Below are 22,470 nucleotides of genomic sequence, written 5' to 3'. Positions count from 1 at the left end.
GAGCCGCACCCCACCGCCCGCCGAACCAGCTCCGGAGCGCCTCACCGCGCCGGACACCGCGCGGCCCGAAAAAGCACCCCTCCCCGAAAAAGCACCCCTCCCCGAAAAGGCACCCCTCCCCGAAAAGGCACCGGACACGTCACCCTCCCCCGAGCGCCCCGCACCGGTGAATGCGCCCGACGCGGAAGGCCCGCCCCGCCCCCCGTGGTGGGGGAGCGGGACGGGCCCGGAGGAGCGGGGGCGAGGTTAGTCCTGGTCGCCCAGGAGGGGGCGCAGCTGCTTCGGCAGGAGGTCCTCGCAGGACTGCTGGGCCGTGTTGGTGAGCGCGTCGTCCACGCACGTGTAGTAGTCGCGGTAGACCAGCTGGGCCGTGAACGTCCCCGCCACCATGAGCAGCGCCAGCGCCCCCGTCACCAGGCCGCTGATCGCGGCCGTCGTCTGCGGCCGCGTGCTCGACGGCCCCTTCCGCCCGACGCCGACGAGACCACCCGCACCGCCAGTACCACCGGCGTCACCCGTGCCGGCCGCACCACCCGTGCCGCCCGCACCACCCGTGCCGCCCGCACCGCCCATGCCACCCGCTCCGGCCGCCCCCGCGGCCCCCGCCCCCGCCGCCGTCGGATCCGGCGTACGCGGCTTGGCGCGCAGCGACTGGATGGCCCAGCTCAGCGCGAGCGCGCCGAGCAGCAGCGCCACGTACCGCCAGCCGAACAGCGCGAAGAAGAAGGCCCACATGCCCGAGAGCAGGCCGTAGCGCGCGCGGCGCTGGGCCGGGTCCGTCGGGTCCCAGCGCAGACCGCCGCCGCCCGGGCCCGAGGGGCCGTCCTGTCCGGGGCCGCCCTGCTGGCGCGGCCGCTCGCCGAAGCCGCCCGCCGAGCGGCCGGGCTGGCGGTCGCTCCACTGGCTGCCCCAGGAGGGGCCCTGGCCCTCGCCCGAGTCGTCCGGCGCGGAACCGTCCGAGGGGCGGCGCGGCTGCCACGGGCGGTCCGGTGTCCCCTCCGGCGGCGGCGCGAAGGGGTTGTCGTCGTCCTTGCCCGCGCCCTGGGAGCCCGCGCCCCGGGACCCCGGTCCCTGGGAGTCGGGGTCCTGCGGTGGAGACGAAGGGCGGCTACGGTCCGGCATCAGGTGTGCGTCTTCCCCTTGGTAGAGCCGTGGTGACCGTGCTGGAGCCCGCGTGCGGCTCGGCCACCCGGCGTTCGTCGGTATGCGGCGCCTTTCCCACAGACGCTACCTTCCGCCCGCGCCCCCGTCCCGTGAGGGGCGGTTCCGGGTGCCGGTATCGTTGCTGGCGGTCGGCCGCTTCGTAGGGTTCCCCGTATCGCGGGGCTCGAAGCCTTCGTACGACCATACAAAGACGCACCTCCCGAGAAAGGGCCCCGCTGTGGCCGAGAGCGCCGTGGACGCGCGCCCCAAGCGACTCGTCGTGCTGGTCTCCGGGTCGGGCACGAACCTGCAGGCCCTGATGGACACCATCCGGGCCGAGGGGGCCTCGGCCTACGGCGCCGAGATCGTCGCGGTCGGCGCCGACCGCGACGGCATCGCGGGCCTGGAGCGCGCCGAGCGCGCCGGGATCCCGACCTTCGTCTGCCGGGTGAGGGACCACGCGACCCGCGAGGAGTGGGACGCGGCCCTGGCCGCCGCGACGGCCGCGCACGGGCCGGACCTGGTGGTCTCCGCCGGGTTCATGAAGATCGTGGGCAAGGAGTTCCTCGCCCGCTTCGGCGGGCGGTTCGTGAACACGCACCCCGCGCTGCTGCCCAGTTTTCCGGGGGCCCACGGCGCGCGCGACGCACTCGCGTACGGCGTCAAGGTCACCGGCTGCACCGTCCACTTCGTCGACGACGGCGTCGACACCGGCCCGATCATCGCCCAGGGCGTGGTCGAGGTCCGGGACGAGGACGACGAGAGCGCTCTGCACGAGCGCATCAAGGAAGTCGAGCGCACGCTGCTCGTCGATGTCGTGGGGCGTCTGGCCCGGCACGGCTACCGCATTGAGGGACGAAAGGTTCTTATCCCGTGACCGCCGAAGCTATGAACACCGCGAACGCCCCAGGCACCGACGGCACGCGGCGCCCCATCAAGCGCGCCCTGGTCAGCGTCTACGACAAGACCGGCCTGGAAGAGCTGGCGCGCGGCCTGCACGAGGCGGGCGTCGAGCTCGTCTCCACCGGCTCCACCGCCGGACGGATCGCCGCCGCCGGCGTGCCCGTCACCAAGGTCGAGGAGCTGACCGGCTTCCCCGAGTGCCTGGACGGCCGGGTCAAGACCCTGCACCCCAAGGTCCACGCGGGCATCCTCGCCGACCTGCGGCTGGCGGACCACCGCGACCAGCTCGCCGAGCTGGGCGTCGAGCCGTTCCAGCTCGTCGTCGTGAACCTCTACCCCTTCAAGGAGACCGTCGCCTCCGGCGCGACGCCCGACGAGTGCGTGGAGCAGATCGACATCGGCGGCCCCTCGATGGTCCGCGCCGCCGCCAAGAACCACCCCTCGGTCGCGGTCGTCACCGACCCCGAGCGCTACGCCGACGTCCTCGCGGCGGTGAAGACGGGCGGCTTTGACCTGACCGAGCGCAAGCGGCTCGCGGGAGAGGCATTCCGGCACACGGCCGCCTACGACGTGGCGGTGGCGAGCTGGTTCGCGGACGACTACGCGGCGGCGGACGACTCCGGCTTCCCCGGCTTCCTCGGCGCCACCTACGCGCGCAAGAACGTCCTGCGCTACGGCGAGAACCCGCACCAGGGCGCGGCCCTCTACGTCGACGGCAAGGGCGGTCTCGCCGAGGCCGAGCAGCTGCACGGCAAGGAGATGTCGTACAACAACTTCACGGACACCGACGCCGCGCGCCGGGCCGCCTACGACCACGACGAGCCCTGTGTCGCGATCATCAAGCACGCCAACCCGTGCGGCATCGCGATCGGCGCGGACGTCGCCGAGGCGCACCGCAAGGCGCACGCCTGCGACCCGCTCTCCGCGTTCGGCGGCGTCATCGCGGTCAACCGCCCGGTGAGCAAGGAGCTGGCCGAGCAGGTCGCCGAGATCTTCACCGAGGTCATCGTCGCGCCGGCGTACGAGGACGGCGCCCTCGAGGTCCTCACCAAGAAGAAGAACATCCGCGTGCTGCGCGCCCACGGGGCGCCGGCGAACCCGGTCGAGGTCAAGCAGATCGACGGCGGCGCGCTGCTCCAGGTCACCGACCGCCTCCAGGCCGACGGCGACGACCCCGCCAACTGGACGCTCGCCACGGGCGACGCGCTCGACGAACGGGAGCTGGCCGAGCTGGCGTTCGCCTGGAAGGCGTCCCGCGCGGTCAAGTCCAACGCGATCCTGCTCGCCAAGGACGGCGCCTCGGTCGGCGTCGGCATGGGGCAGGTCAACCGCGTCGACTCCGCGAAGCTCGCCGTCGAGCGGGCGGGCGAGGAGCGGGCGCGCGGCTCGTACGCCGCCTCCGACGCGTTCTTCCCCTTCCCCGACGGGCTGGAGATCCTGACCGCCGCGGGCGTCAAGGCCGTGGTCCAGCCGGGCGGTTCGGTCCGCGACGAGCTGGTCGTGGAGGCGGCGAAGAAGGCGGGCGTCACGATGTACTTCACGGGGACGCGGCACTTCTTCCACTGAGCCGCACCTGACGTACGTACGACTGAGCCGCACCAGACGTACGTACGACAGTGGCCGCGTCCTTCCTCCGGGAAGGGCGCGGCCACGTTCGGTGCCCCGTGCGGGGGGCCGAGTCGCTCAGTAGCGCGGGCGGTTGAACCACGCCGTGCCGCTGGGAACCACTGGGGCCATCGTGATGATCACGGCGAAGACGACCCAGATGAGCGGGAAGATGATGGCGCTCGCGAAGCCCGTGTCCATGCCGACGAAGAGGTAGATCAGGCCGATGACACCGCCGAGGGCGCCGTAGATCACGGTGGTGATGCGCACGCCCTGTCCGCCGCGGCTGAATTTCACCCCGAGCGTGATGGACAGAGCGGCGAGGGCCGCACTGATGAGCGCGAAGATCACGAAGACACCGGTGGCCGCGTCGCCGAAGTCGCTGGTGCTCGTGAATCCCAGGTCATCGGCGCTGTCCGAGACGTCGTTGGTCACCGCGGCGCCGTAGAGGCAGCTGATCGCGCCGAGGATCTGCACCGCCGAGATGAGGAACAGGAAGACGCGCGCGGTGACCAGCAGGCCCGGCATCGTCTGCTGCATCATGTTGCCGCCCGGGTAACCGGGGTAGGCCGGCTGCTGCGGGTAGCCGTAGCCCTGCTGCGGCGGGACGCCGGGCGGGGGCTGCTGGGGGTAGCCGTAGCCGGGCGCGGCCGGCGGCTGCTGGGGCGGCTGCCCGTAGGGGTTGTTCGGGTCGCCGTAACTCATGGCGGTCTTCCTCCGTCGGGTCATGCGGGGACGACGCGGCACATCACGGAGGAATGATCTACAGATGCGGTCCGTCCCCCCGACACTGCCCGCGGCACTGTGCGCTCATCGTTCTTTAGGCCCGGCTTATTTGTCCAGCCGCATTCCACAGGTGTTGTGCAAGTGCAACCTCGCTGATCAGCGTGTGGGACACCGGGGAGCCCTGATTGGTACCCGGCGGCCCTCATCCGGGAAGATGGGGTCATGACCGCCCAGATTCTCGATGGCAAGGCCACCGCAGCCGCGATCAAGTCCGAACTGACCGCCCGCGTGGCGGCCCTGAAGGAGAAGGGCGTCACGCCCGGACTCGGTACCGTCCTGGTCGGCGACGACCCGGGCAGCCAGAAGTACGTCGCGGGCAAGCACCGCGACTGCGCGCAGGTCGGCATCGCCTCCATCCAGCGCGAACTGCCCGCCACCGCCTCCCAGGAGGAGATCGAGGCCGTCGTCCGCGAACTCAACGACGACCCCGCCTGCACCGGTTACATCGTCCAGCTGCCGCTGCCCAAGGGCATCGACGAGAACCGCGTCCTGGAGCTGATGGACCCGGACAAGGACGCCGACGGCCTGCACCCGATGAACCTCGGCCGGCTCGTCCTGAACGAGCCGGCGCCGCTGCCCTGTACCCCGTACGGCATCATCCGGCTGCTGCGGCGGCACGACGTGGAGATCAAGGGCGCCGAGGTCGTCGTCGTGGGCCGCGGCGTGACCATCGGCCGGCCCATGCCGCTCCTGCTCACCCGCAAGTCCGAGAACGCCACCGTCACGCAGTGCCACACCGGCACCCGTGACCTCGCCGCGCACCTGAAGCGAGCCGACATCATTGTGGCCGCCGCGGGCGTCCCGCACCTCATCAAGCCCGAGGACGTGAAGCCGGGCGCCGCGGTGCTGGACGTCGGCGTCTCGCGCGACGAGAGCGGCAAGATCGTCGGCGACGTGCACCCCGGTGTCGCCGAGGTCGCCGGCTGGATCTCCCCGAACCCGGGCGGTGTCGGCCCGATGACCCGCGCCCAGCTCCTGGTCAACGTCGTCGAGGCCGCCGAGCGAAGCGCCGCCGCGAGCTGACCCGGGGAAAGGGGCGAGCGCATGAACGCACAACCCGAGCCGAAGGCCCGGCCGGTCCCCGGGGACACGGAGCCGTCGGGGGCGTCGAAGGACCCGGCGACCCCCGCGCCCCCGGAGACCGCCGAGACCCCGGCGACCCCCGAGCACCCGGAGACCGCTGAGCACCCGGAGACCACTGTGCCTCCGGAGACCCCGGGCGCCCCAGGCACCCCGGAGACCCCGGAGACCGTGCAGGCCAAGGGCGCGGTCAGCGCGCCGGGGCCGGACGGGCGGCCCCGCAAGGTCTCCCGCCGCTTCCCGCTGTTCACCCGGGACACGGCGCGGCCCGAGGGCGGTGGCCGCGCGGCCCCGGGCGACGCGCCCGCCCCCGCCCGGCAGTGGCCGCTGCTGAGCGTGGCGTCCGTGGTCGGGCTCGGGCTGCTGCTCACCGCGTTCGACGTGTTCCGCGTCGGCACGATGCTGGTGGGCCTCGCGCTCGTCGGCGGCGCCGCGCTGCGGTGGGCGCTGCCGGACGTCGGGATGCTGGCGGTGCGCTCGCGCTTCACGGACATGGTCACGTACGGGGCGCTGGGTGTCGCCATCGTGCTCCTCGCCATGATGGCGCAGCCGCAACCGTGGCTGGAGATCCCCTTCCTGGACGACACCCTGCACTTCACCATCGACAGTTAGCCGCCGCCGCCCCTGGTGGTCAGGCGCTCACCCGTCGCGCGGTGGCCCGTCCTCCCCCGTGGGGACGGGCCACCGCCAGGTGCACGACGCTACGGGGGACGGCCGGGGCAGTCGTCAGCTCCTGGTTCGGTTCCCCGCTGCACCGCGCGCCGTAGCCGCCCGGTTCCTGCAACTTCCGCTGTACGGCGCATGGTTGACGTTGTACCGCCCGCACCCGGGTTACGCTGCGGCGATGCGGATCCGCCCCCTCGCCGTCGACGCGCTCATCGCGCTCGCCCTCACCGCGGTGGCCGTGCTGCTCGGCGAGGAGTCCGCACGGCAGGGCTGGCCCGAACTCGACGCCAGCGGATACGTGTTGGTGGCGCTCGCCAATCTTCCCGCGGTGCTGCGCGGCAAGGCGCCGCTCGCCGTGTTCCTCTTCGTCCACGCGGTCTGGTTCGTCTACGTCACGGCCGGCTACTGGCCCGTCCTGAACACCTTCGCGCCCATGCTCGCCGTCTACACGGTCGCCTCGCTGCGGCCCGCCCGTCTCTCGCTGCCCTGCGCGGCGCTGACGGGCGCCGCGTGGATCTACGCGGGTCTGATCACGGACGGCGCGACGATGGCCGCCGTCGTCGCGCAGGCCATCGGGTTCCCGCTGGTGATCTGGCGCTTCGGGCACGCCGCCCGGCGCACGGCCGAGCTGGCCCGGCAGCTGAAGGTGGAGCAGGACGAGCGTGCCCGGCGCGAGGTCGCCGAGGAGCGGGGCCGCATCGCCCGCGAGCTGCACGACGTGGTCGCCCACCACATGTCGGTGATATCCGTGCAGGCGGGCCTCGCCACGTTCGTCTTCGGCTCGGACCCCGCCACGGCGCGCGCCGCGCTCGGCACCATCGCCGGGACCAGCGGCGAGGCGCTCGAAGAACTGCGCCGCATGCTGCGGGTGCTGCGCGCCGGGGACGGCGAGGACGGCGACGGCACCCCGGAGGCGCCGATGCCGGGCCTGGCCCGGCTGGCGGAGATGGTCGAGCGCGTGCGCGCCGGGGGCGTCCCCGTCGAGCTGCGGGTCACGGGAGAGCCGCGACCGCTCGCCCCCGGCATCGAACTCTGCGCCTACCGCGTGGTGCAGGAGGCGCTGACCAACGTGCTGAAGCACGCCCCGGGAGCGGGCACGGACGTCGAACTCGCCTACCGCCGACGGCACATCGAGGTTTCGGTCAGCAACGACGGGAAGGGGGTGATTCAGGACAGAGTGCGGACCGGCGGCGGACATGGCTTGATCGGGATGCGTGAGCGGGCCAAGCTCTACGGCGGGACGATCAGCATCGGCCCGCTGAGCGAGGGGGGATTCGCCGTGCGTCTCACCCTGCCGACCTCGGCGCGGGCCGCGGCTCAGGGGGACAGCGGGGCGGAGTGACCGGATGACCGGCTCCATCAGGGTACTTGTGGTCGACGACCAGTTCCTCATCCGTGCGGGACTGGTCGGGCTGCTGCGCGCCGCGCCCGGCATCGAGGTCGTCGGCGAGGCCGGCGACGGGGACGAGGCCGTCGAACTGGCCGCGCGCACCCGGCCCGACGTCATCCTCATGGACATCCGGATGCCGGGCACGGACGGCATCACGGCCACCGCGAGGATCCTCGCCCAGGCGACCGAGCCCGCCCCGCGCGTGCTGGTCCTGACCACCTTCGACCTCGACGAGTACGTGTACGGGGCGCTGCGCGCCGGCGCCTGCGGGTTCCTGCTCAAGGACTCCGGGCCCGAACGGCTGCTGGCCGCGGTGGCGGCGGTCGGCTGCGGGGACGCGCTCTTCGCGCCCAGCGTGACGCGGCGCCTCGTGGAGGCGTTCGCGCGGCAGGGCGCGAGGTCGGGCGGCGGCGAGGAACCGCCGCCCGACCTCGCGGCGCTGACCCTGCGCGAGGTCGAGGTCCTGAAGCTGATCGCGCGCGGCCTGACCAACGCGGACATCGCCGAGCGCCTCTACATCAGCGAGGCCACCGTCAAGACGCACCTGAACCGCACGATGAGCAAGCTCGGCCTGGACAGCCGGGCGCAGGCGGTGGTGGTGGCCTACGAGACGGGCCTGGTGACACCCGGGGCCGGGACGGGCGCGGGGCCCTGAGGCGTCCGGGCGCGGCTCAGCAGGTGACGACCTTGCCGTAGGAGCCGCGGCCCCAGTTCCACTCCCACTGTTCGTTGTGCTGGTAGGTGAGGCACGGCGAGTCGTTGCCCCAGTCGATGACGACCTTCAGGTGCATGGCGTGGCCGCAGAGGTTGGTCACCTTCACGTACTTCCGGTGCTTGATGACGTCCCTCTTGACGCAGTCCGGGGCGGTGCCCTGGATCGCGGCGGAGGCGGCGGAAGCGTCGGGGCGGCTCACGGGGGCCGCCGACGCGGCGGGCGACGTGACGAGGCCGGCGCCCAGGAGGGCGGCGGCGACGAAGAGGGCGTGGCTCGTGCGGAGGGCGGTGCTCGGCTTCATGGGCGCGGGTTCTCCCTTGGTCGGGTGCGTGTGCCGTTACCTCACCGACTGTGCCGAGCTTTTCGGCCCGAAGCCCCCGACCGGGCCGAAGTGCACCCTTTCGGGGCAAAGGGACGACGCCCGTCCTCTCCCCCGTGGGAGGACGGGCGCCGCCGTTCATGACGAGGGTTTCCTGCCGGAAACTCCCGATGTAAGCGGTGCGTTCCGCTCGCCTCCAGGGTCATGGACGCGCCAACCGGGTTCAAGGGGTGCCTGATCCCTGTGGCATGGAGGTGACCATTCCGCAACGGTGTGCGGGGCCTGCAACGAGTCCGGCCCCTGTGCGGGCCCCCTCGCACCCGCCGGTGACCGGTCCCGCTCCGGTGCGCGCCCGTTGCGGGAACTGACATCCTGGCTCCGCGCATCCCTCTGGTCAGTGGTACGGGGGCAGGACAGGTACGGACGGGAAGAGGGGGAGCGATGCCTCGTTGGAAGGCGCTGCCGGACGAGCTCGACCCGGAGGTCAGGGAGTTCGCCGACCGGCTGCGCGGGCTCGTGGCCCACAGCGGCCTGAGCGTCGCGGCGGTCGCGGACCGGACCGGCTACAGCAAGACGTCCTGGGAGCGCTACCTGAACGGGCGGCTGCTCGCCCCCAAGGGCGCGGTCGTCGCGCTGGCCGAGGTGACGGGCACGCGGCCGGTGCATCTCCTCACCCTGTGGGAGCTGGCGGAGCGCGCCTGGAGCCGCTCCGAGATGCGGCACGACATGACCATGCAGGCGATACGGATCTCGCAGGCGCGGGCGGCGCTGGGCGAGTTGGGGGAGCGGGAGGCGGCCGGCCCGCCGCCCGCAACCGTGTCCCCCGCGCCGGTGGATGCGCCGTCCGCCGCCGATGCGCGGGCCAAGGGCGCCGCGTCGCGCGGGGACCGTGGCACGGCGCGGGGCGGCGCACGCGGCGCGGGCGGTGTGACGGGGGTGGCGGGGCCGGCGGGTGTCTCGCCCACGGTGCCGCGGCCGACCTGGCCCTCGCCCTCCTACGTGCCCTCGCCCTCGTACGGCGCCGCGTCCGTGCCCCCCTACGGCGCGGCGCCCGCGCCCGTGGCGGCGCCCGACGGCGGCACCTCGCCCGACCGGCGGCGGCGTCGGCGCAAGCTCCTCATGTTCCTCGCGGGAGTTCTCGGTGCGCTCGTCGTCATGGCCGCCGCGGCCTTCCTCACCGACGTCGGCTTCGACTTCGGCGGCAAGGGCGACACCACCGGCGAGCACAAGCCGTCCGCGGCGCCGAGCACCGGTGACGGGAAGCTTCCGGCGGGGGTCGAGTGCCGTGGCGGGGACTGCGCGGGCAAGGACCCCGAGGCCATGGGGTGCGGCGGTGAGCGGGCGAGGACGGCCTCGCGGGCGACGGTCGGCGGCACGCTGATCGAGGTGCGCTACAGCAAGACGTGCCGGGCGGCGTGGGCGCGGATCACCCGGGCGACACCGGGGGACGAGGTCACCGTCAAGGGGCCGGGCGGAGGCGCGGCGGCCGGGCGGACGGGCACGGTGGACGAGGATTTCGACGCGTATACGCCGATGGTGGCGGCCAGGACGCAGGGCGCCGCGAAGGCGTGCGCGGTGCTGGTGTCGGGGCAGCGGGGCTGCACGGAGTAGGCGTCGTGAGCGGCCGGGCTGACGGCCGGCGCAGCGCGGGAACCGCGAGGAACACGCGGGGCAGAAGAAAGTTGAGGAAAGAAGTGCATGAGACCGGGGAGGCGGGGCAAGCGGACCGTACCCCCACGGGAGTGGCCAACACCCCCACGGCGGCCGCCGTCCTCCCCCCCCCCCCGGATGGCGGCCGCCCCCCTTCCCCCCAGCTGGCGCCGGCCCTTTCCCCCCGGTCGGCGCAAGCTGTGGGCGGGGCCACACGGACCCGGGGGCCGGGCCGGTCCGGGGCGCGATAGCCTGACGGGCGGATCTCTCTTGATGCCAAGAGATCGATCATCGAGAGGCGATCGAAGACTCGGCGTGGCGTCGGCGGGGATCCAGGAAATCGGGGATCCGGTACACCAGTACATCCGGTACATCAGTACGAGGATCAGGGACCCCCACCGCCAGCTGTCTTACGGAGATCGCCATGACCCGCACTCCCGTGAATGTCACCGTCACCGGCGCGGCCGGCCAGATCGGCTACGCGCTGCTCTTCCGCATCGCCTCCGGCCACCTGCTCGGCGCTGACGTGCCGGTCAACCTGCGCCTTCTTGAGATCACGCCGGCGCTGAAGGCCGCCGAGGGCACCGCCATGGAGCTCGACGACTGCGCCTTCCCGCTGCTGAACTCCATCGAGATCAGCGACGACCCGAACGTCGCCTTCGACGGCGCCAACGTCGCCCTCCTCGTCGGCGCCCGCCCCCGCACCAAGGGCATGGAGCGCGGTGACCTCCTGGAGGCCAACGGCGGCATCTTCAAGCCGCAGGGCAAGGCCATCAACGACCACGCCGCCGACGACATCAAGGTGCTCGTCGTCGGCAACCCGGCCAACACCAACGCGCTCATCGCGCAGGCCGCCGCCCCGGACGTACCGGCGGAGCGCTTCACCGCGATGACCCGTCTGGACCACAACCGCGCGCTGTCGCAGCTGGCGAAGAAGACCGGCTCGTCGGTCTCCGACATCAAGCGGCTCACCATCTGGGGCAACCACTCGGCCACCCAGTACCCGGACATCTTCCACGCGGAGATTGCCGGCAAGAACGCCGCCGACGTCGTGGGCGACCAGTCCTGGCTCGCGGACGAGTTCATCCCGACCGTCGCCAAGCGCGGCGCCGCGATCATCGAGGCCCGTGGCGCGTCCTCGGCCGCCTCCGCCGCCAACGCCGCCATCGACCACGTCCACACCTGGGTCAACGGCACGGCCGCCGGCGACTGGACCTCGATGGGCATCCCGTCGGACGGTTCGTACGGCGTTCCGGAGGGGCTCATCTCCTCCTTCCCCGTCACCACCAAGGACGGCGCGTACGAGATCGTCCAGGGCCTGGAGATCAACGAGTTCTCCCGCGCCCGCATCGACGCCTCCGTCAAGGAGCTGGAAGAGGAGCGCGAGGCCGTGCGCGGTCTCGGCCTCATCTGAGCCGCTTCCCCCCTCCCCGGACAGGGCCTGCGCCGCCCCCGGCAGCCGCGACGAGCGGCCGCCGGGGGCGGTTTCGTGTTCAGGCGCCGTCACGTGCGGGCGGTCCGCTCCTTGCCGTACCCGTACGTGACCGCCGCCGCGGCGGCGACCACCACCAGGGCCACCACGCGCAGCGCCGTCGCCATGCCGTCCGCGAAGCCGGCCGAGGCGTGCGACGCCAGCATGGTGCCGGTGACGGCCACGCCGAGCGCGGCGCCCACCTCGCGCGCCGAGGTGCTGAGCCCCGAACCGAGGCCCGCCTGCCGCGGCGGGAGCGAGGTGACGACGCCGAGCGTCAGGACCGGCATGCACAGGCCGGTGCCCGTCGAGATGACCAGCAGCCAGCAGGCGTACACCGCGTACGGGGTCGACGCCCCCGCCGTGGACGTGCCGAGCAGGCCCAGGCCGATCAGGAGCAGCCCGCCGCCCGCCACCGGCCGCGGCCGGCCCGACCAGCGCGCGGCGAGCCGGGGGACCAGCGTCATGCCGAGGGTGAGCGGGATGATGGCGAGGCCCGCGCGGGCGGCGCCGTACCCCTTCTCGTACTGCAGGTACTGGGAGTTGACGTAGAAGAGCGAGAAGAGGCCGAAGAAGCTCGCGGCGGTGCCGAGCGCCGCCGCGCGCAGCCGCCGCGAGGCGAAGACGCGGGGGTCGAAGAGCGGGGCCCGTGAGCGCAGGGCGTGCGCGGCGAACAGGACGAGAAGAGCGGTGCCGGCCGCGAAGGCGGCCAGGATGCGGGCGGCCGTCCAGCCGTACAGCGGGCTCTCGATGATGCCGAAGAGCAGGGCGAACAGGCCGCCGGTCAGCAGGAGGGTGCCCAGCGGGTCCAGGGCGGGCGCCTCGGCCGCCTTGTCCGTGCGCGGCGTCACGCGGGCGACGGCCAGGGCGAGCAGCGCGGCGAGCGGCACCACCGCCCAGAACAGCGCGCGCCAGGACAGGTACTGGCCGATCAGCCCGCCGCCGAGGTTGCCGGTGAGCCCGCCGAGGCCCGCCGCGAGGGTCCAGGACGCGAGGGCGCGCGGCCGGTCCGCGGGCGGCGCGACCCGCATCAGGATCGACATGGTCGCGGGCATGATCAGCGCGGCGCCCGCCCCGGACACCGCGCGCCCGGCGATCAGCACGGCCGGCGCGGCGGCGAGCGCGCTGACCACGGCCCCGGCGGCGAAAAGACCGAGCCCGCACAGCAGCGCGCCCTTGCGGCCGTACCGGTCACCGAGCGCGCCGGCCGGGATGAGGAGCCCCGCGAAGACGAGGACGTACGCGTCGACCGTCCACAGCAGTCCGCTGGACGACAGGTGCAGCGAGGACGAAGTCAGCTGGGGGACAAGGAGGTTGATGGCGGCGACCATGCCCTGGGCGACGAGCACGCAGGCGCACAGGGCCAGCAGGGTCGAGCGTCTCAGGTGCGGCGGCGCGTCCTGGGCGGGGGGTCGGGTCGGGGTGCGGGCAGGCGAGAGCAAGGCTCCTCCCGGGGAGCGTGGTGGGGTGGGATGTGCTGCCACCGTAGGCTCGGCCCCGACTTGCTTTCCAGTGCAACTTTCGCAAGGGGTGCATGCGTGTGACGCAATCCAGCGGCGGGGCGGGTCTCGACCTGAACCTGCTGCTCGCCCTCGACGTCCTGCTCGACGAGCAGAGCGTGTCCGGCGCCGCCCGCCGGCTGCATCTGTCCGAGCCCGCGATGAGCCGCACCCTCGGGCGCATCCGCAAGGCGCTCGGGGACCCCGTGCTCGTGCGCGCCGGGCGGCGGATGGTGCCGACACCGCACGCGCTTGCCGTCCAGGCCGAGGTCGGCGCCGTGGTCGAGCGGGCCCGCGCGCTCTTCGCCGGGCCCGGCGCCGTCGATCTGCGCACGGTCTCCCGCACCCTGACGATCCTCGCCAACGACGCGCTCACCGGCGCCTACGGCCCCGCGCTCTTCGCCCGCGCCGCGCGGGAGGCGCCGGGCGTCCGGCTCCGCTTCCTCGGCGAGAGCCACGAGGACGCGCCGCTGCTGCGCCAGGGCACCGCCGACCTGGAGCTCGGCGTGATCGGCGCGACCGCGCCCGAGGTGCGGGTGGAGCACTTCCGCGACGACCGGATGCTCGGCCTCGTACGCCCCGGACACCCCCTGCTGGACGGCAGGATGACGGTGCGCCGCTTCGCGGCGGCCGACCACGTCATCGTCTCGCGGCGGGGCCGCCTGAGCGGGCCGCTGGACGCCGCGCTCGCCGAACTGGGCCTGAGCAGGCGGGTGGTGGGCAGCGTGGGGACGTTCGCCGCGTCGGCCTTCATGCTGCTGCGCACGGACCTGGTCGGCCTCGTCACCTCCTGGGCCCGCCCCCTGACGAACACCCTGGGCCTGGTCACCTTCGAGATCCCCCTGGACCTGCCGCCGCTGCCGCTCGGCATGGCCTGGCACCCCCGGCACGACGCCGACCCGGCGCACGCGTGGCTACGGGAGTGCGCGCGGGGACTGCTCGCCTGAGAGCGACGGCGAGCAACCCCATTGCCCACGTACTCATAAATGTAGTACTTCTTATACATGAGCGAGCAAGTGCACAACAGATTGGCGATGGTGCGCGCCGAACGGAAGGTGTCGCGTCAGAACCTGGCCGAGGCAGTGGGCGTCCACTACCAGACCATCGGCTACATCGAACGGGGGCAGTACAACCCGAGCCTCGACCTCGCGCTGAAGATCGCCAAGTTCTTCGGTCTGCCGGTCGAGGCCGTGTTCTCCCTCGAACCGTTTCGCCCGCTCACGGATCAGGTCTACGGGAGGAAGCAGTGATGACCACCGGCGAACAGCGCCCCATGACCCCCTACGACCGGCGGATGTACCGGCTGATGAACCGCCCCGAGGCGGCGCCGTTCCACGCCACCGCCGCGCGCAGGCGGGCCGTGGTCCTCGCCCACGTCGCCCTGACCGGCGCCGGCGTCCTGGCCTGGCTCGGCTCCGTCCTGGGCGAGCGGCGCTGGGCGACCGTGGCCATGCTCGTCCTCCTGCTGCCCTGGTGCGTGGCGACCGGGGTCATCAACAGCTCCACGCGCGGCCTGCTCGAACTGCGCGTGCGCGCGCTGGACGAACGCCAGCGCGCGGAGCGGAACAGGGTGCTGGCCCGCGCCCACCGCGCGACGCTGTGGACGCTGCTCGCGGCGGTGGCCGGTTCGGGCGCCGCCGCCCTCGCCGGTGTGGCGCAGAAGGAGCTGCTCTTCCCCGTCCTGTTCGCCGTTCTCGTCACGCACTGGCTGATGCCGCTCTGGATCGCCGGGCTCACCGCGCAGGACGAGCCGGACTTGGCGGACGACCCGGTCGAGACCGCCGCACAGTGACACGGCGCACTTTCAGCCATTCGTAGGCATGGTTTCCCCGCAGGGGGGCAGGTGCGCCTGGCTACCGCGAGTGACGACATCTGACGGGAACGGAAGGCGAACGGGACGTGTCCGCACAACAGACCATTCACGTGGGCGGGGAGTGGCTGAGCGCCGCTTCCGGCGCCACCCGCGAGATCCTCGACCCGGCGGACGGCAAGCCGTTCGCCGTGATCGCCGAGGGCTCCACGCGGGACGCGGACGCCGCCATCGCCGCCGCCCGCAAGGCCTTCGACGAGGGACCCTGGCCCACCACACCCGTCGCCGAGCGTGCCGCGCTGCTGCGCCGCGTCGCCGACCTGCTCGTACGCGACCGCGAGAAGATCGGCCTCCTGGAGAGCCGGGACGCCGGCAAGACCCTCGAAGAGGGCCGCGTCGACGTGGACTGCGTCGCCGACGCCTTCCGCTACTTCGCCGACCTGGTCATCGGCGAGGGCCCCGGACGCGTCGTGGACGCGGGCAGCGACGACATCCACAGCGTCGTCGTGCACGAGCCCGTCGGCGTCTGCTCGATGATCACGCCCTGGAACTACCCGCTGCTCCAGGCCAGCTGGAAGATCGCCCCCGCCCTCGCGGCGGGCAACACCTTCGTCGTCAAGCCCAGCGAGATCACCCCGCTGACGACCGTCGTGCTCATCGAGCTGCTGGTCGAGGCCGGGCTGCCCGCCGGTGTCGCCAACCTCGTGACCGGCCCCGGCCACACCGTCGGCGCCCGCCTCGCCGACCACCCCGACGTCGACCTGGTCTCCTTCACCGGCGGACTCGTCTCCGGCACCAAGGTCGCCCAGGCCGCCGCGCTCGGCGTGAAGAAGGTCGCCCTGGAACTCGGCGGCAAGAACCCGAACGTCGTCTTCGCCGACGCCTGCGCCACCGAAGAGGGCTTCGACACCGCCGTCGACCAGGCGCTCAACGCCGCCTTCATCCACAGCGGGCAGGTCTGCTCCGCCGGCGGCCGCCTGATCATCGAGGAGTCCGTCCGCGAGCGCTTCGTGACCGAGCTGGCGCGCCGCGCCGAGAAGATCAGGCTCGGCCGCGGCACCGAGGACGGCGTCGAGTGTGGCCCCCTCGTCTCGCGGGAGCAGCGCGAGAAGACCGAGATGTACGTCGCCTCGGCCCTGGAGGAGGGCGCGGTGCTGCGCTGCGGCGGCAAGCGCCCCGAGCCGAGCGACATCAGGCCCGCCACCGGCTACTTCTACGAGCCGACCGTGCTCGACCAGTGCCACCGCGAGATGAAGGTCGTACGGGAAGAGGTCTTCGGGCCCGTCCTGACCGTCGAGACCTTCACCACCGAGGACGAGGCCGTCGCGCTCGCCAACGACACCGAGTACGGCCTCGCGGGCGGCGTGTGGACCAGCGACGCGGGCCGCGGCCGCCGCATGGCCCGCCGGATGCGCCACGGCACCATCTGGATCAACGACTTCCACCCCTACCTGCCGCAGGCGGAGTGGGGCGGCTTCGGCAAGAGCGGCGTCGGGCGCGAGCTCGGCCCCGCGGGCCTGGCCGAGTACCGCGAGTCCAAGCACGTCTACCAGAACCTGGCACCGCGCCCCGTCCGCTGGTTCGCGGGCTAGCACCCGATCACGCGCAAGCACCTTGCACGGCCTCGCAGGAAGAGGAGCAGCCACCCCATGGCCGAAAACCCCCCGTCCGCAACCGAGTTCGACTACGTCATCGTCGGCGGCGGCACCGCAGGATCGGTGATCGCCTCCCGGCTCACCGAGAACCCGGACGTCACCGTCGCCGTCATCGAGGGCGGCCCCAGCGACATCGACCGCGAGGACGTCCTGACGCTCCGCCGCTGGCTCGGTCTGCTCGGCGGCGACCTCGACTACGGCTACACGACCACGGAGCAGCCCCGCGGCAACTCCCACATCCTGCACAGCCGCGCCAAGGTCCTCGGCGGCTGCTCGTCGCACAACACCCTGATCTCCTTCAAGCCGCTGCCGTCCGACTGGGACGAGTGGGAGGAGGCCGGGGCCACCGGCTGGAACGCCAAGGCCATGGACCCCTACTTCGGCAAGCTGCGCAACAACATCGTGCGCGTCGCCAAGAAGGACCAGAACCAGATCGCCACCGACTGGGTCGAGGCCGTGCAGAGCGCGCTCGGCGTCCCCGAGGTCGTCGGCTTCAACGACAAGCCCTTCGACGAGGGCGTCGGCTTCTTCGACCTCGCCTACCACCCGGAGAACAACAAGCGCTCCTCCGCCTCGGTCGCCTACCTCCACCCCCACATGGAGGCCGGCGACCGCCCGAACCTCCACCTGTTCCTGGAGACCTGGGCCACCAGGCTGGAGCTGGACGGCAAGCGGGCGCGCGGCGTCCACATCCGCGCCAAGGACGGCGGGGAGTCGCTGCTCACCGCCCGCCGCGAGGTGCTGGTCTGCGCCGGCGCCATCGACACGCCCCGGCTGCTCATGCACTCGGGCATCGGCCCGAAAGAGGACCTCGAAGCGCTCGGCATCCCGGTCGTCCACGACCTGCCGGGCGTCGGCGAGAACCTCATCGACCACCCCGAGTCGGTCATCGTCTGGGAGACCGACGGGCCGATCCCCGGCAACTCCGCGATGGACTCCGACGCCGGTCTGTTCGTGAAGCGGGACCCGGACCACAAGGGCCCGGACCTGATGTTCCACTTCTACCAGATCCCCTTCACGGACAACCCCGAGCGCCTCGGCTACGAACGTCCCGAGCACGGCGTGTCGATGACGCCGAACATCCCCAAGTCCCGCGCCCGCGGCCGCCTCTACCTCACCTCCGCCGACCCCGAGGTCAAGCCCGCGCTCGACTTCAGGTACTTCGAGGACGAGGACGACTACGACGGGCGGACACTCGTGGACGGCATCAAGCTGGCACGCGAGGTCGCGCGGACCGAACCGTTCAAGAAGTGGCTCAAGCGCGAGGTCTTCCCCGGCCCCGAGGTCACCGACGACGCCGAGATCGGCGAACTGGTGCGCAAGGCGGCCCACACCGTGTACCACCCGGCCGGCACCTGCCGAATGGGCGCTTCCGGTGATGAACTCGCCGTGGTCGACCCGGAACTGAAGATCCGGGGCATGGCAGGAATCCGTATCGCGGACGCATCCGTCTTCCCGACGATGCCCGCCGTGAACCCGATGATCGGAGTGCTCATGGTCGGGGAGAAATGTGCCGAGATGCTGGGTGGTGACGGCCGATGAGCGAAGCCACCATGACGAACGAGACCGAGACCACGACGCCCGCCGACGGGCCCGTGTTCGCCGTCAAGAACCTCTGGAAGGTCTTCGGCCCGCGCGCCGAACGAATACCGGAAGACACCTCCCTGCACGGCCTGAGCCCCGCCGAACTGCGGGAGCGGACCGGCTGCACGGCCGCCGTGCGGGACGTGTCCTTCGAGGTCAACAAGGGCGAGGTCTTCGTCGTCATGGGCCTGTCGGGCTCCGGCAAGTCCACCCTCGTCCGCTGTCTGACCCGGCTCATCGAGCCCACCTCCGGCGCCGTCTCCATCGACGGCGAGGACGTCCTGGCCATGGACCGGGCCCGACTGCGCGAACTGCGCCGCCACCGCGCCGCCATGGTCTTCCAGCACTTCGGCCTGCTGCCGCACCGCTCGGTCCTCGACAACGTCGCCTACGGCCTGGAGGTCCAGGGCGTCGGCAAGGCCGAGCGCCGCGCGAAGGCCCTCGAAGTCGTCGCGAAGGTCGGCCTGGAGGGCCTTGAGCAGCGCAAGCCCGGCCAGCTCTCCGGCGGCCAGCAGCAGCGCGTGGGCCTGGCCCGCGCCCTCGCCGTCGACCCCGAAGTCCTGCTGTTCGACGAGCCGTTCAGCGCCCTCGACCCGCTGATCCGCCGCGACATGCAGGAAGAGGTCGTGCGCCTGCACCGCGAAGAGGGCCGCACGATGGTCTTCATCACCCACGACCTCAGCGAGGCCCTCAAGCTGGGCGACCGCATCGCCCTCATGCGCGACGGCCGCGTCGTGCAGTGCGGCACCCCCGAGGAGATCGTCGGCTCCCCGGCCGACGACTACGTCCGCGACTTCGTCCGCGACGTGGCGCGCGCCGACGTGATGAGCGTGCGCAGCGCCATGCGGCCCGCCACCGGCGAGGACGAGAGCCGCGGCGCCGCCCTCGCCCCCGAGGCCAAGATCTCCGAGGCCATCGAGGCCGTCGCCCGCACCGGCTTCCCCGTGCGCGTGATGGACGGCAAGCGGTGCCTCGGCGTGGTCGACCACGCGGGCCTCCTCGGCGTCGTCGCGGGCGTCGCCGCCCCCGCGCCGGCCGCCACCGCCGGCCCGGCCCCCGCGCCAACCGCCCCCGGCACGGGCGAGGTGGTCGCCTGATGGCCACCGCCACCGCCTCGAGTCCCGTACGGGACAGGGACACCGGAATCGGCGCGCTCCTGCGCCACCGCGCCGTCGGCAAGCTCCTGCTGCTCGCCGTCGCCGCGGCGGCACTCGTCTTCTACGGTTCGATCCTCGACGCCAAGTGGGCCTCCGGCGCCTGGCCGAACGCCCTGACCGTCGACCTGACCGAGCCGCTGGGCAAGGCCAGCGACTGGATCATCGACAACCGCGACAGCCACCCGCTGTTCCTCTACTTCTTCGGGCACGTCAGCAACGCCATCGTGCTGTCCGTGCGGGGCGTCTACCTCGTCCTGCTCGCCGCCGGCTGGGCCGGCGTGACCGCCGCCGCCGGGCTCGTCGCCTGGCGCGTGGCGGGCGTGCGGCTCGCCGTCACCGCCTCCGCCGCGTTCGCCCTGTGCGGGCTGCTCGGCATGTGGGTGCCGACCATGCAGACGCTCGCCCTGATGGTCGTGGCGGTCCTCGCCTCGGTCGTCCTCGGCCTGCTGCTCGGCCTCGCGGGCGGCCTCAGCGACCGCGTCTTCCGCATCCTGCGGCCCGTGCTCGACACCATGCAGGTGCTGCCCGCCTTCGCCTACCTGCTGCCGTTCGCCCTCGTCTTCGGCATGGGCGTCCCGGCGGCCGTCATCGCCACCGTCGTCTACGCGGCCCCGCCCATGGCCCGCCTCACCGCGCTCGGCCTGCGCGGCGCCGACGGCGGCGTGATGGAGGCGGTGACCTCGCTCGGCGCGACCGGCCGCCAGCGCCTGTTCTCCGCGCGGCTGCCGCTGGCCCGCAAGGAACTCCTGCTCGGCGTCAACCAGACGATCATGATGGCGCTCTCCATGGCCGTCATCGCCTCCGTGATCGGCGCGGGCGGCCTCGGCGACCGCGTCTACCAGGCATTGTCCTCCGTCGACGTCGGCCAGGCGCTCGCCGCCGGCATCCCGATCGTGCTGCTCGCCGTCGTCCTGGACCGCGTCACGGGCGCGGCCGGCGAGCGGCTCGGCGCCCACGGCGAGGACACCTCCGCGCTGCGCGGCGGGCGGGGCTGGGCCCTCGCGGGCGCCGTGACGCTCCTCGCCGCGCTCGCCGCCCGCTTCGCGGACCGCGTCGACTGGCCGACGAACTGGGTCGTCAACATCGCCCCGACGGTCAACACCGCCAAGGACTGGATGGTCGACCACCTCTACACCGACGTGCCCGTCGTCGGCGGCACCGCCGACTGGGCCGGGCACTTCACCACCTGGATCCTCGACCCCGTCCGCGACGGCCTCCAGGGCCTGCCCTGGTGGTCGGTGCTGCTGATCGTCGCCGCCCTCGCCTGGGTGATCGGCACCTGGCAGACCGCGCTCACCGCCGTCGCCGCCATGGGCGCGATCGGGGTGCTCGGCGTGTGGAACAAGTCCCTCGACACGCTCTCGCAGGTCCTCGCCGGTGTCGCCGTGACCCTCGTCCTCGGCTTCGCGATCGGCGTCGCGGCCTCCCGCAGCGAGCGCCTGGAACGCCTGCTCCGCCCGGTGCTCGACATCTTCCAGACCATGCCGCAGTTCGTCTATCTGATCCCGGTCGTGGCGCTCTTCGGCGTCGGCCGCGCCCCCGCCGTCGCCGCGGCCGTCGTCTACGCGCTGCCCGCCGTCGTGCGCATCACCACCCAGGGGCTGCGCCAGGTGGACGCCGCCGCCATGGAGTCCTCCCGCTCGCTCGGCGCCACCGGCCGCCAGCAGCTGTTCCAGGTCCAGCTGCCGCTGGCCCGCCCGGCGCTGCTGCTCGCCCTCAACCAGGGCGTCGTCCTGGTCCTCGCCGTCGTCGTCATCGGCGGCCTGGTCGGCGGTGGCTCGCTCGGCTACGACGTGGTGTTCGGCATCGCCCAGGGCGACCTGGCGACGGGCCTGGTGGCCGGTGTGGCCATCGTCTGCCTCGGCCTCATGCTCGACCGCGTAACCCAGCCGACGACCCGCCGCGCCAAGAAGGGAGCGTGACATGCGCGTACGTACGCGTGCACTGAGCGCGGCGACCGCCGGTGCGGCGCTGCTCGCCCTGACCGGCTGCGGCGCCGCCGACATGACCCAGCAGTCCTCGCCCTACGCGAACGCCGCCGGGGCCAGGACCGTGACCCTCTCGGTCCAGTCCTGGGTCGGCGCGCAGGCGGACGTCGCCGTCGCCGAGTACCTGCTCAAGAACAAGCTGGGCTACCGCGTCGACAAGGTCCAGATCGACGAGGTCCCCGCCTGGGACGCCCTCAGCCAGGGCCGCGTCGACGCGATCATGGAGGACTGGGGCCACCCCGAGCAGGAACAGCGTTACGTCAAGGACAAGAAGACGATCGTCCCCGGCGGCGAGGTCGGCGTGACCGGGCACATCGGCTGGTACGTCCCGACGTACTTCGCCAAGCAGCACCCGGACGTCACGCACTGGAAGAACCTCGACAAGTACGCCGACCGGCTCCGCACCTCCGAGAGCGGCAACAAGGGCCAGCTCATGGACGGCTCCCCGTCGTACGTGACGAACGACAAGGCCCTCGTGGAGAACCTGGACCTGGACTACCAGGTCGTCTTCGCGGGCTCCGAGGCGGCGCAGATCACCCAGATCGAGCAGTTCGCCAAGCAGAAGAAGCCGTTCCTCACCTACTGGTACAAGCCGCAGTGGCTGTTCGAGAAGGTGCCGATGACGGAGGTGAAGCTGCCCGCGTACAAGGAGGGCTGCGACGCCGACCCGGCGAAGATCAAGTGCGCCTATCCGCATACGCCGCTCCAGAAGTACCTCAACGCGGACTTCGCGAAGAGCGGCGGCGACGCGGCGAAGTTCCTGAAGAACTTCAGGTGGTCGGAGGAGGACCAGAACGAGGTCTCCCTGATGATCGCCGACAAGAAGATGTCGCCCGAGGACGCGGCGAAGGCGTGGGTCGACGAGCACGAGGACACGTGGCGGGGCTGGCTCCCGAAGTGACCCTCCGGGGGGGTGGGCGGGGGACTGGAGCGCCGCGGGGCGGCGGGGGGGGCCCCCCCCCCGCGGGCAAAACACGCGGGGGGGGTTCCGGGGCCCCACCCCTTGCCCCGACTTTTTGGGGGGGGCGCGCCGGGGGGGGTGGGCGCCT

The 22,470-nt window shown here is 72.6% G+C and carries 20 protein-coding genes; 16 read left to right on the top strand and 4 right to left on the bottom strand.

Annotated features, from left to right (window positions below; all coding sequences use genetic code 11):
* Positions 1 to 246: 246 nt before the first annotated feature.
* Positions 247 to 1,122 (bottom strand): hypothetical protein, encoded by an 876-nt coding sequence (locus tag ABZ385_RS31455; protein WP_358914010.1) that lies wholly within the window; start codon positions 1,120 to 1,122, stop codon positions 247 to 249.
* Positions 1,123 to 1,396: 274 nt separating this feature from the next.
* On the opposite strand from ABZ385_RS31455, the gene purN reads away from it, so the two are divergent.
* Both purN and purH read left to right on the top strand, forming a co-directional pair.
* Positions 1,397 to 2,020: a phosphoribosylglycinamide formyltransferase gene (gene purN / locus ABZ385_RS31450; RefSeq protein WP_358914021.1), complete on the top strand. Its 624-nt coding sequence runs from the start codon at positions 1,397 to 1,399 to the stop codon at positions 2,018 to 2,020.
* Between the two features lie 11 nt (positions 2,021 to 2,031).
* Positions 2,032 to 3,612 carry a bifunctional phosphoribosylaminoimidazolecarboxamide formyltransferase/IMP cyclohydrolase gene (purH, locus tag ABZ385_RS31445; RefSeq protein WP_358699617.1) on the top strand — a complete coding sequence of 527 codons (1,581 nt, stop codon included), beginning with the start codon at positions 2,032 to 2,034 and terminating at the stop codon, positions 3,610 to 3,612.
* 117 nt (positions 3,613 to 3,729) lie between these two features.
* Here the strand turns inward: purH and ABZ385_RS31440 are convergent, their stop codons facing one another.
* Positions 3,730 to 4,356: a hypothetical protein gene (locus tag ABZ385_RS31440; protein ID WP_358914009.1), complete on the bottom strand. Its 627-nt coding sequence runs from the start codon at positions 4,354 to 4,356 to the stop codon at positions 3,730 to 3,732.
* A gap of 243 nt (positions 4,357 to 4,599) precedes the next feature.
* Between ABZ385_RS31440 and ABZ385_RS31435 the strand changes: the two genes are divergently transcribed.
* From ABZ385_RS31435 to ABZ385_RS31420, 4 genes are all read left to right on the top strand, one after another.
* Positions 4,600 to 5,460 carry a bifunctional methylenetetrahydrofolate dehydrogenase/methenyltetrahydrofolate cyclohydrolase gene (locus ABZ385_RS31435; protein ID WP_358587157.1) on the top strand — a complete coding sequence of 287 codons (861 nt, stop codon included), beginning with the start codon at positions 4,600 to 4,602 and terminating at the stop codon, positions 5,458 to 5,460.
* A 21-nt stretch (positions 5,461 to 5,481) separates the two neighbouring features.
* Positions 5,482 to 6,129: a DUF3017 domain-containing protein gene (locus tag ABZ385_RS31430; RefSeq protein ID WP_358587159.1), complete on the top strand. Its 648-nt coding sequence runs from the start codon at positions 5,482 to 5,484 to the stop codon at positions 6,127 to 6,129.
* Positions 6,130 to 6,361: 232 nt separating this feature from the next.
* A complete protein-coding gene (locus ABZ385_RS31425; RefSeq protein ID WP_358914008.1) occupies positions 6,362 to 7,525 on the top strand; it encodes a sensor histidine kinase in 1,164 nt (387 codons plus the stop codon).
* Positions 7,526 to 7,529: 4 nt separating this feature from the next.
* The gene (locus tag ABZ385_RS31420) at positions 7,530 to 8,228 is read left to right on the top strand and encodes a response regulator transcription factor (protein ID WP_358914007.1); all 699 of its coding nucleotides are present in this window, start codon (positions 7,530 to 7,532) and stop codon (positions 8,226 to 8,228) included.
* Positions 8,229 to 8,244: 16 nt separating this feature from the next.
* Here ABZ385_RS31420 and ABZ385_RS31415 read toward each other — a convergent pair whose 3' ends face one another.
* Positions 8,245 to 8,589, bottom strand: a complete 345-nt coding sequence (locus ABZ385_RS31415) for a hypothetical protein (RefSeq protein ID WP_358587165.1) — start codon at positions 8,587 to 8,589, stop codon at positions 8,245 to 8,247.
* Positions 8,590 to 9,048: 459 nt separating this feature from the next.
* Here ABZ385_RS31415 and ABZ385_RS31410 point away from each other — a divergent pair, with 459 nt between their 5' ends.
* Complete coding sequence (locus ABZ385_RS31410; RefSeq protein ID WP_358914006.1) at positions 9,049 to 10,218, top strand: DUF2690 domain-containing protein; 1,170 nt, start codon at positions 9,049 to 9,051, stop codon at positions 10,216 to 10,218.
* Between the two features lie 463 nt (positions 10,219 to 10,681).
* Positions 10,682 to 11,671, top strand: coding sequence for a malate dehydrogenase (locus tag ABZ385_RS31405; RefSeq protein WP_358587169.1), 990 nt, complete (start codon positions 10,682 to 10,684; stop codon positions 11,669 to 11,671).
* Between the two features lie 89 nt (positions 11,672 to 11,760).
* On the opposite strand, the gene ABZ385_RS31400 is transcribed toward ABZ385_RS31405, so the two are convergent.
* Positions 11,761 to 13,170 carry an MFS transporter gene (locus ABZ385_RS31400; RefSeq protein WP_358587171.1) on the bottom strand — a complete coding sequence of 470 codons (1,410 nt, stop codon included), beginning with the start codon at positions 13,168 to 13,170 and terminating at the stop codon, positions 11,761 to 11,763.
* A 92-nt stretch (positions 13,171 to 13,262) separates the two neighbouring features.
* Between ABZ385_RS31400 and ABZ385_RS31395 the strand changes: the two genes are divergently transcribed.
* The 8 genes from ABZ385_RS31395 to ABZ385_RS31360 all read left to right on the top strand — a co-directional run bounded on the left by ABZ385_RS31395 (position 13,263) and on the right by ABZ385_RS31360 (position 22,322).
* Positions 13,263 to 14,174, top strand: a complete 912-nt coding sequence (locus ABZ385_RS31395) for a LysR family transcriptional regulator (protein ID WP_358587173.1) — start codon at positions 13,263 to 13,265, stop codon at positions 14,172 to 14,174.
* A gap of 57 nt (positions 14,175 to 14,231) precedes the next feature.
* Positions 14,232 to 14,477 (top strand): helix-turn-helix transcriptional regulator, encoded by a 246-nt coding sequence (locus tag ABZ385_RS31390; RefSeq protein ID WP_358587175.1) that lies wholly within the window; start codon positions 14,232 to 14,234, stop codon positions 14,475 to 14,477.
* Positions 14,477 to 15,019 carry a hypothetical protein gene (locus ABZ385_RS31385; protein ID WP_358587177.1) on the top strand — a complete coding sequence of 181 codons (543 nt, stop codon included), beginning with the start codon at positions 14,477 to 14,479 and terminating at the stop codon, positions 15,017 to 15,019. Before ABZ385_RS31390 ends, ABZ385_RS31385 begins: the two co-directional genes overlap by 1 nt.
* 107 nt (positions 15,020 to 15,126) lie before the next feature.
* Positions 15,127 to 16,629 carry an aldehyde dehydrogenase family protein gene (locus ABZ385_RS31380; RefSeq protein ID WP_358587179.1) on the top strand — a complete coding sequence of 501 codons (1,503 nt, stop codon included), beginning with the start codon at positions 15,127 to 15,129 and terminating at the stop codon, positions 16,627 to 16,629.
* Positions 16,630 to 16,686: 57 nt separating this feature from the next.
* Positions 16,687 to 18,234: a GMC oxidoreductase gene (locus tag ABZ385_RS31375; protein WP_358587181.1), complete on the top strand. Its 1,548-nt coding sequence runs from the start codon at positions 16,687 to 16,689 to the stop codon at positions 18,232 to 18,234.
* Positions 18,235 to 18,245: 11 nt separating this feature from the next.
* On the top strand, positions 18,246 to 19,373 hold the full coding sequence (locus ABZ385_RS31370) for a glycine betaine/L-proline ABC transporter ATP-binding protein (RefSeq protein WP_358587189.1): 1,128 nt from the start codon (positions 18,246 to 18,248) through the stop codon (positions 19,371 to 19,373).
* Complete coding sequence (locus ABZ385_RS31365) at positions 19,373 to 21,355, top strand: ABC transporter permease subunit (protein WP_358587183.1); 1,983 nt, start codon at positions 19,373 to 19,375, stop codon at positions 21,353 to 21,355. Before ABZ385_RS31370 ends, ABZ385_RS31365 begins: the two co-directional genes overlap by 1 nt.
* Before the next feature lies 1 nt (position 21,356).
* Positions 21,357 to 22,322 carry an ABC transporter substrate-binding protein gene (locus ABZ385_RS31360; protein WP_358587185.1) on the top strand — a complete coding sequence of 322 codons (966 nt, stop codon included), beginning with the start codon at positions 21,357 to 21,359 and terminating at the stop codon, positions 22,320 to 22,322.
* The last annotated feature ends 148 nt before the right edge of the window (positions 22,323 to 22,470 follow it).

This window comes from Streptomyces sp. NPDC005898 (assembly GCF_040629635.1).
GTDB lineage: Bacteria > Actinomycetota > Actinomycetes > Streptomycetales > Streptomycetaceae > Streptomyces.
The sequence above is the reverse complement of the archived record's forward strand: the minus strand, read 5'-3'. Positions and strand labels throughout refer to the sequence as shown.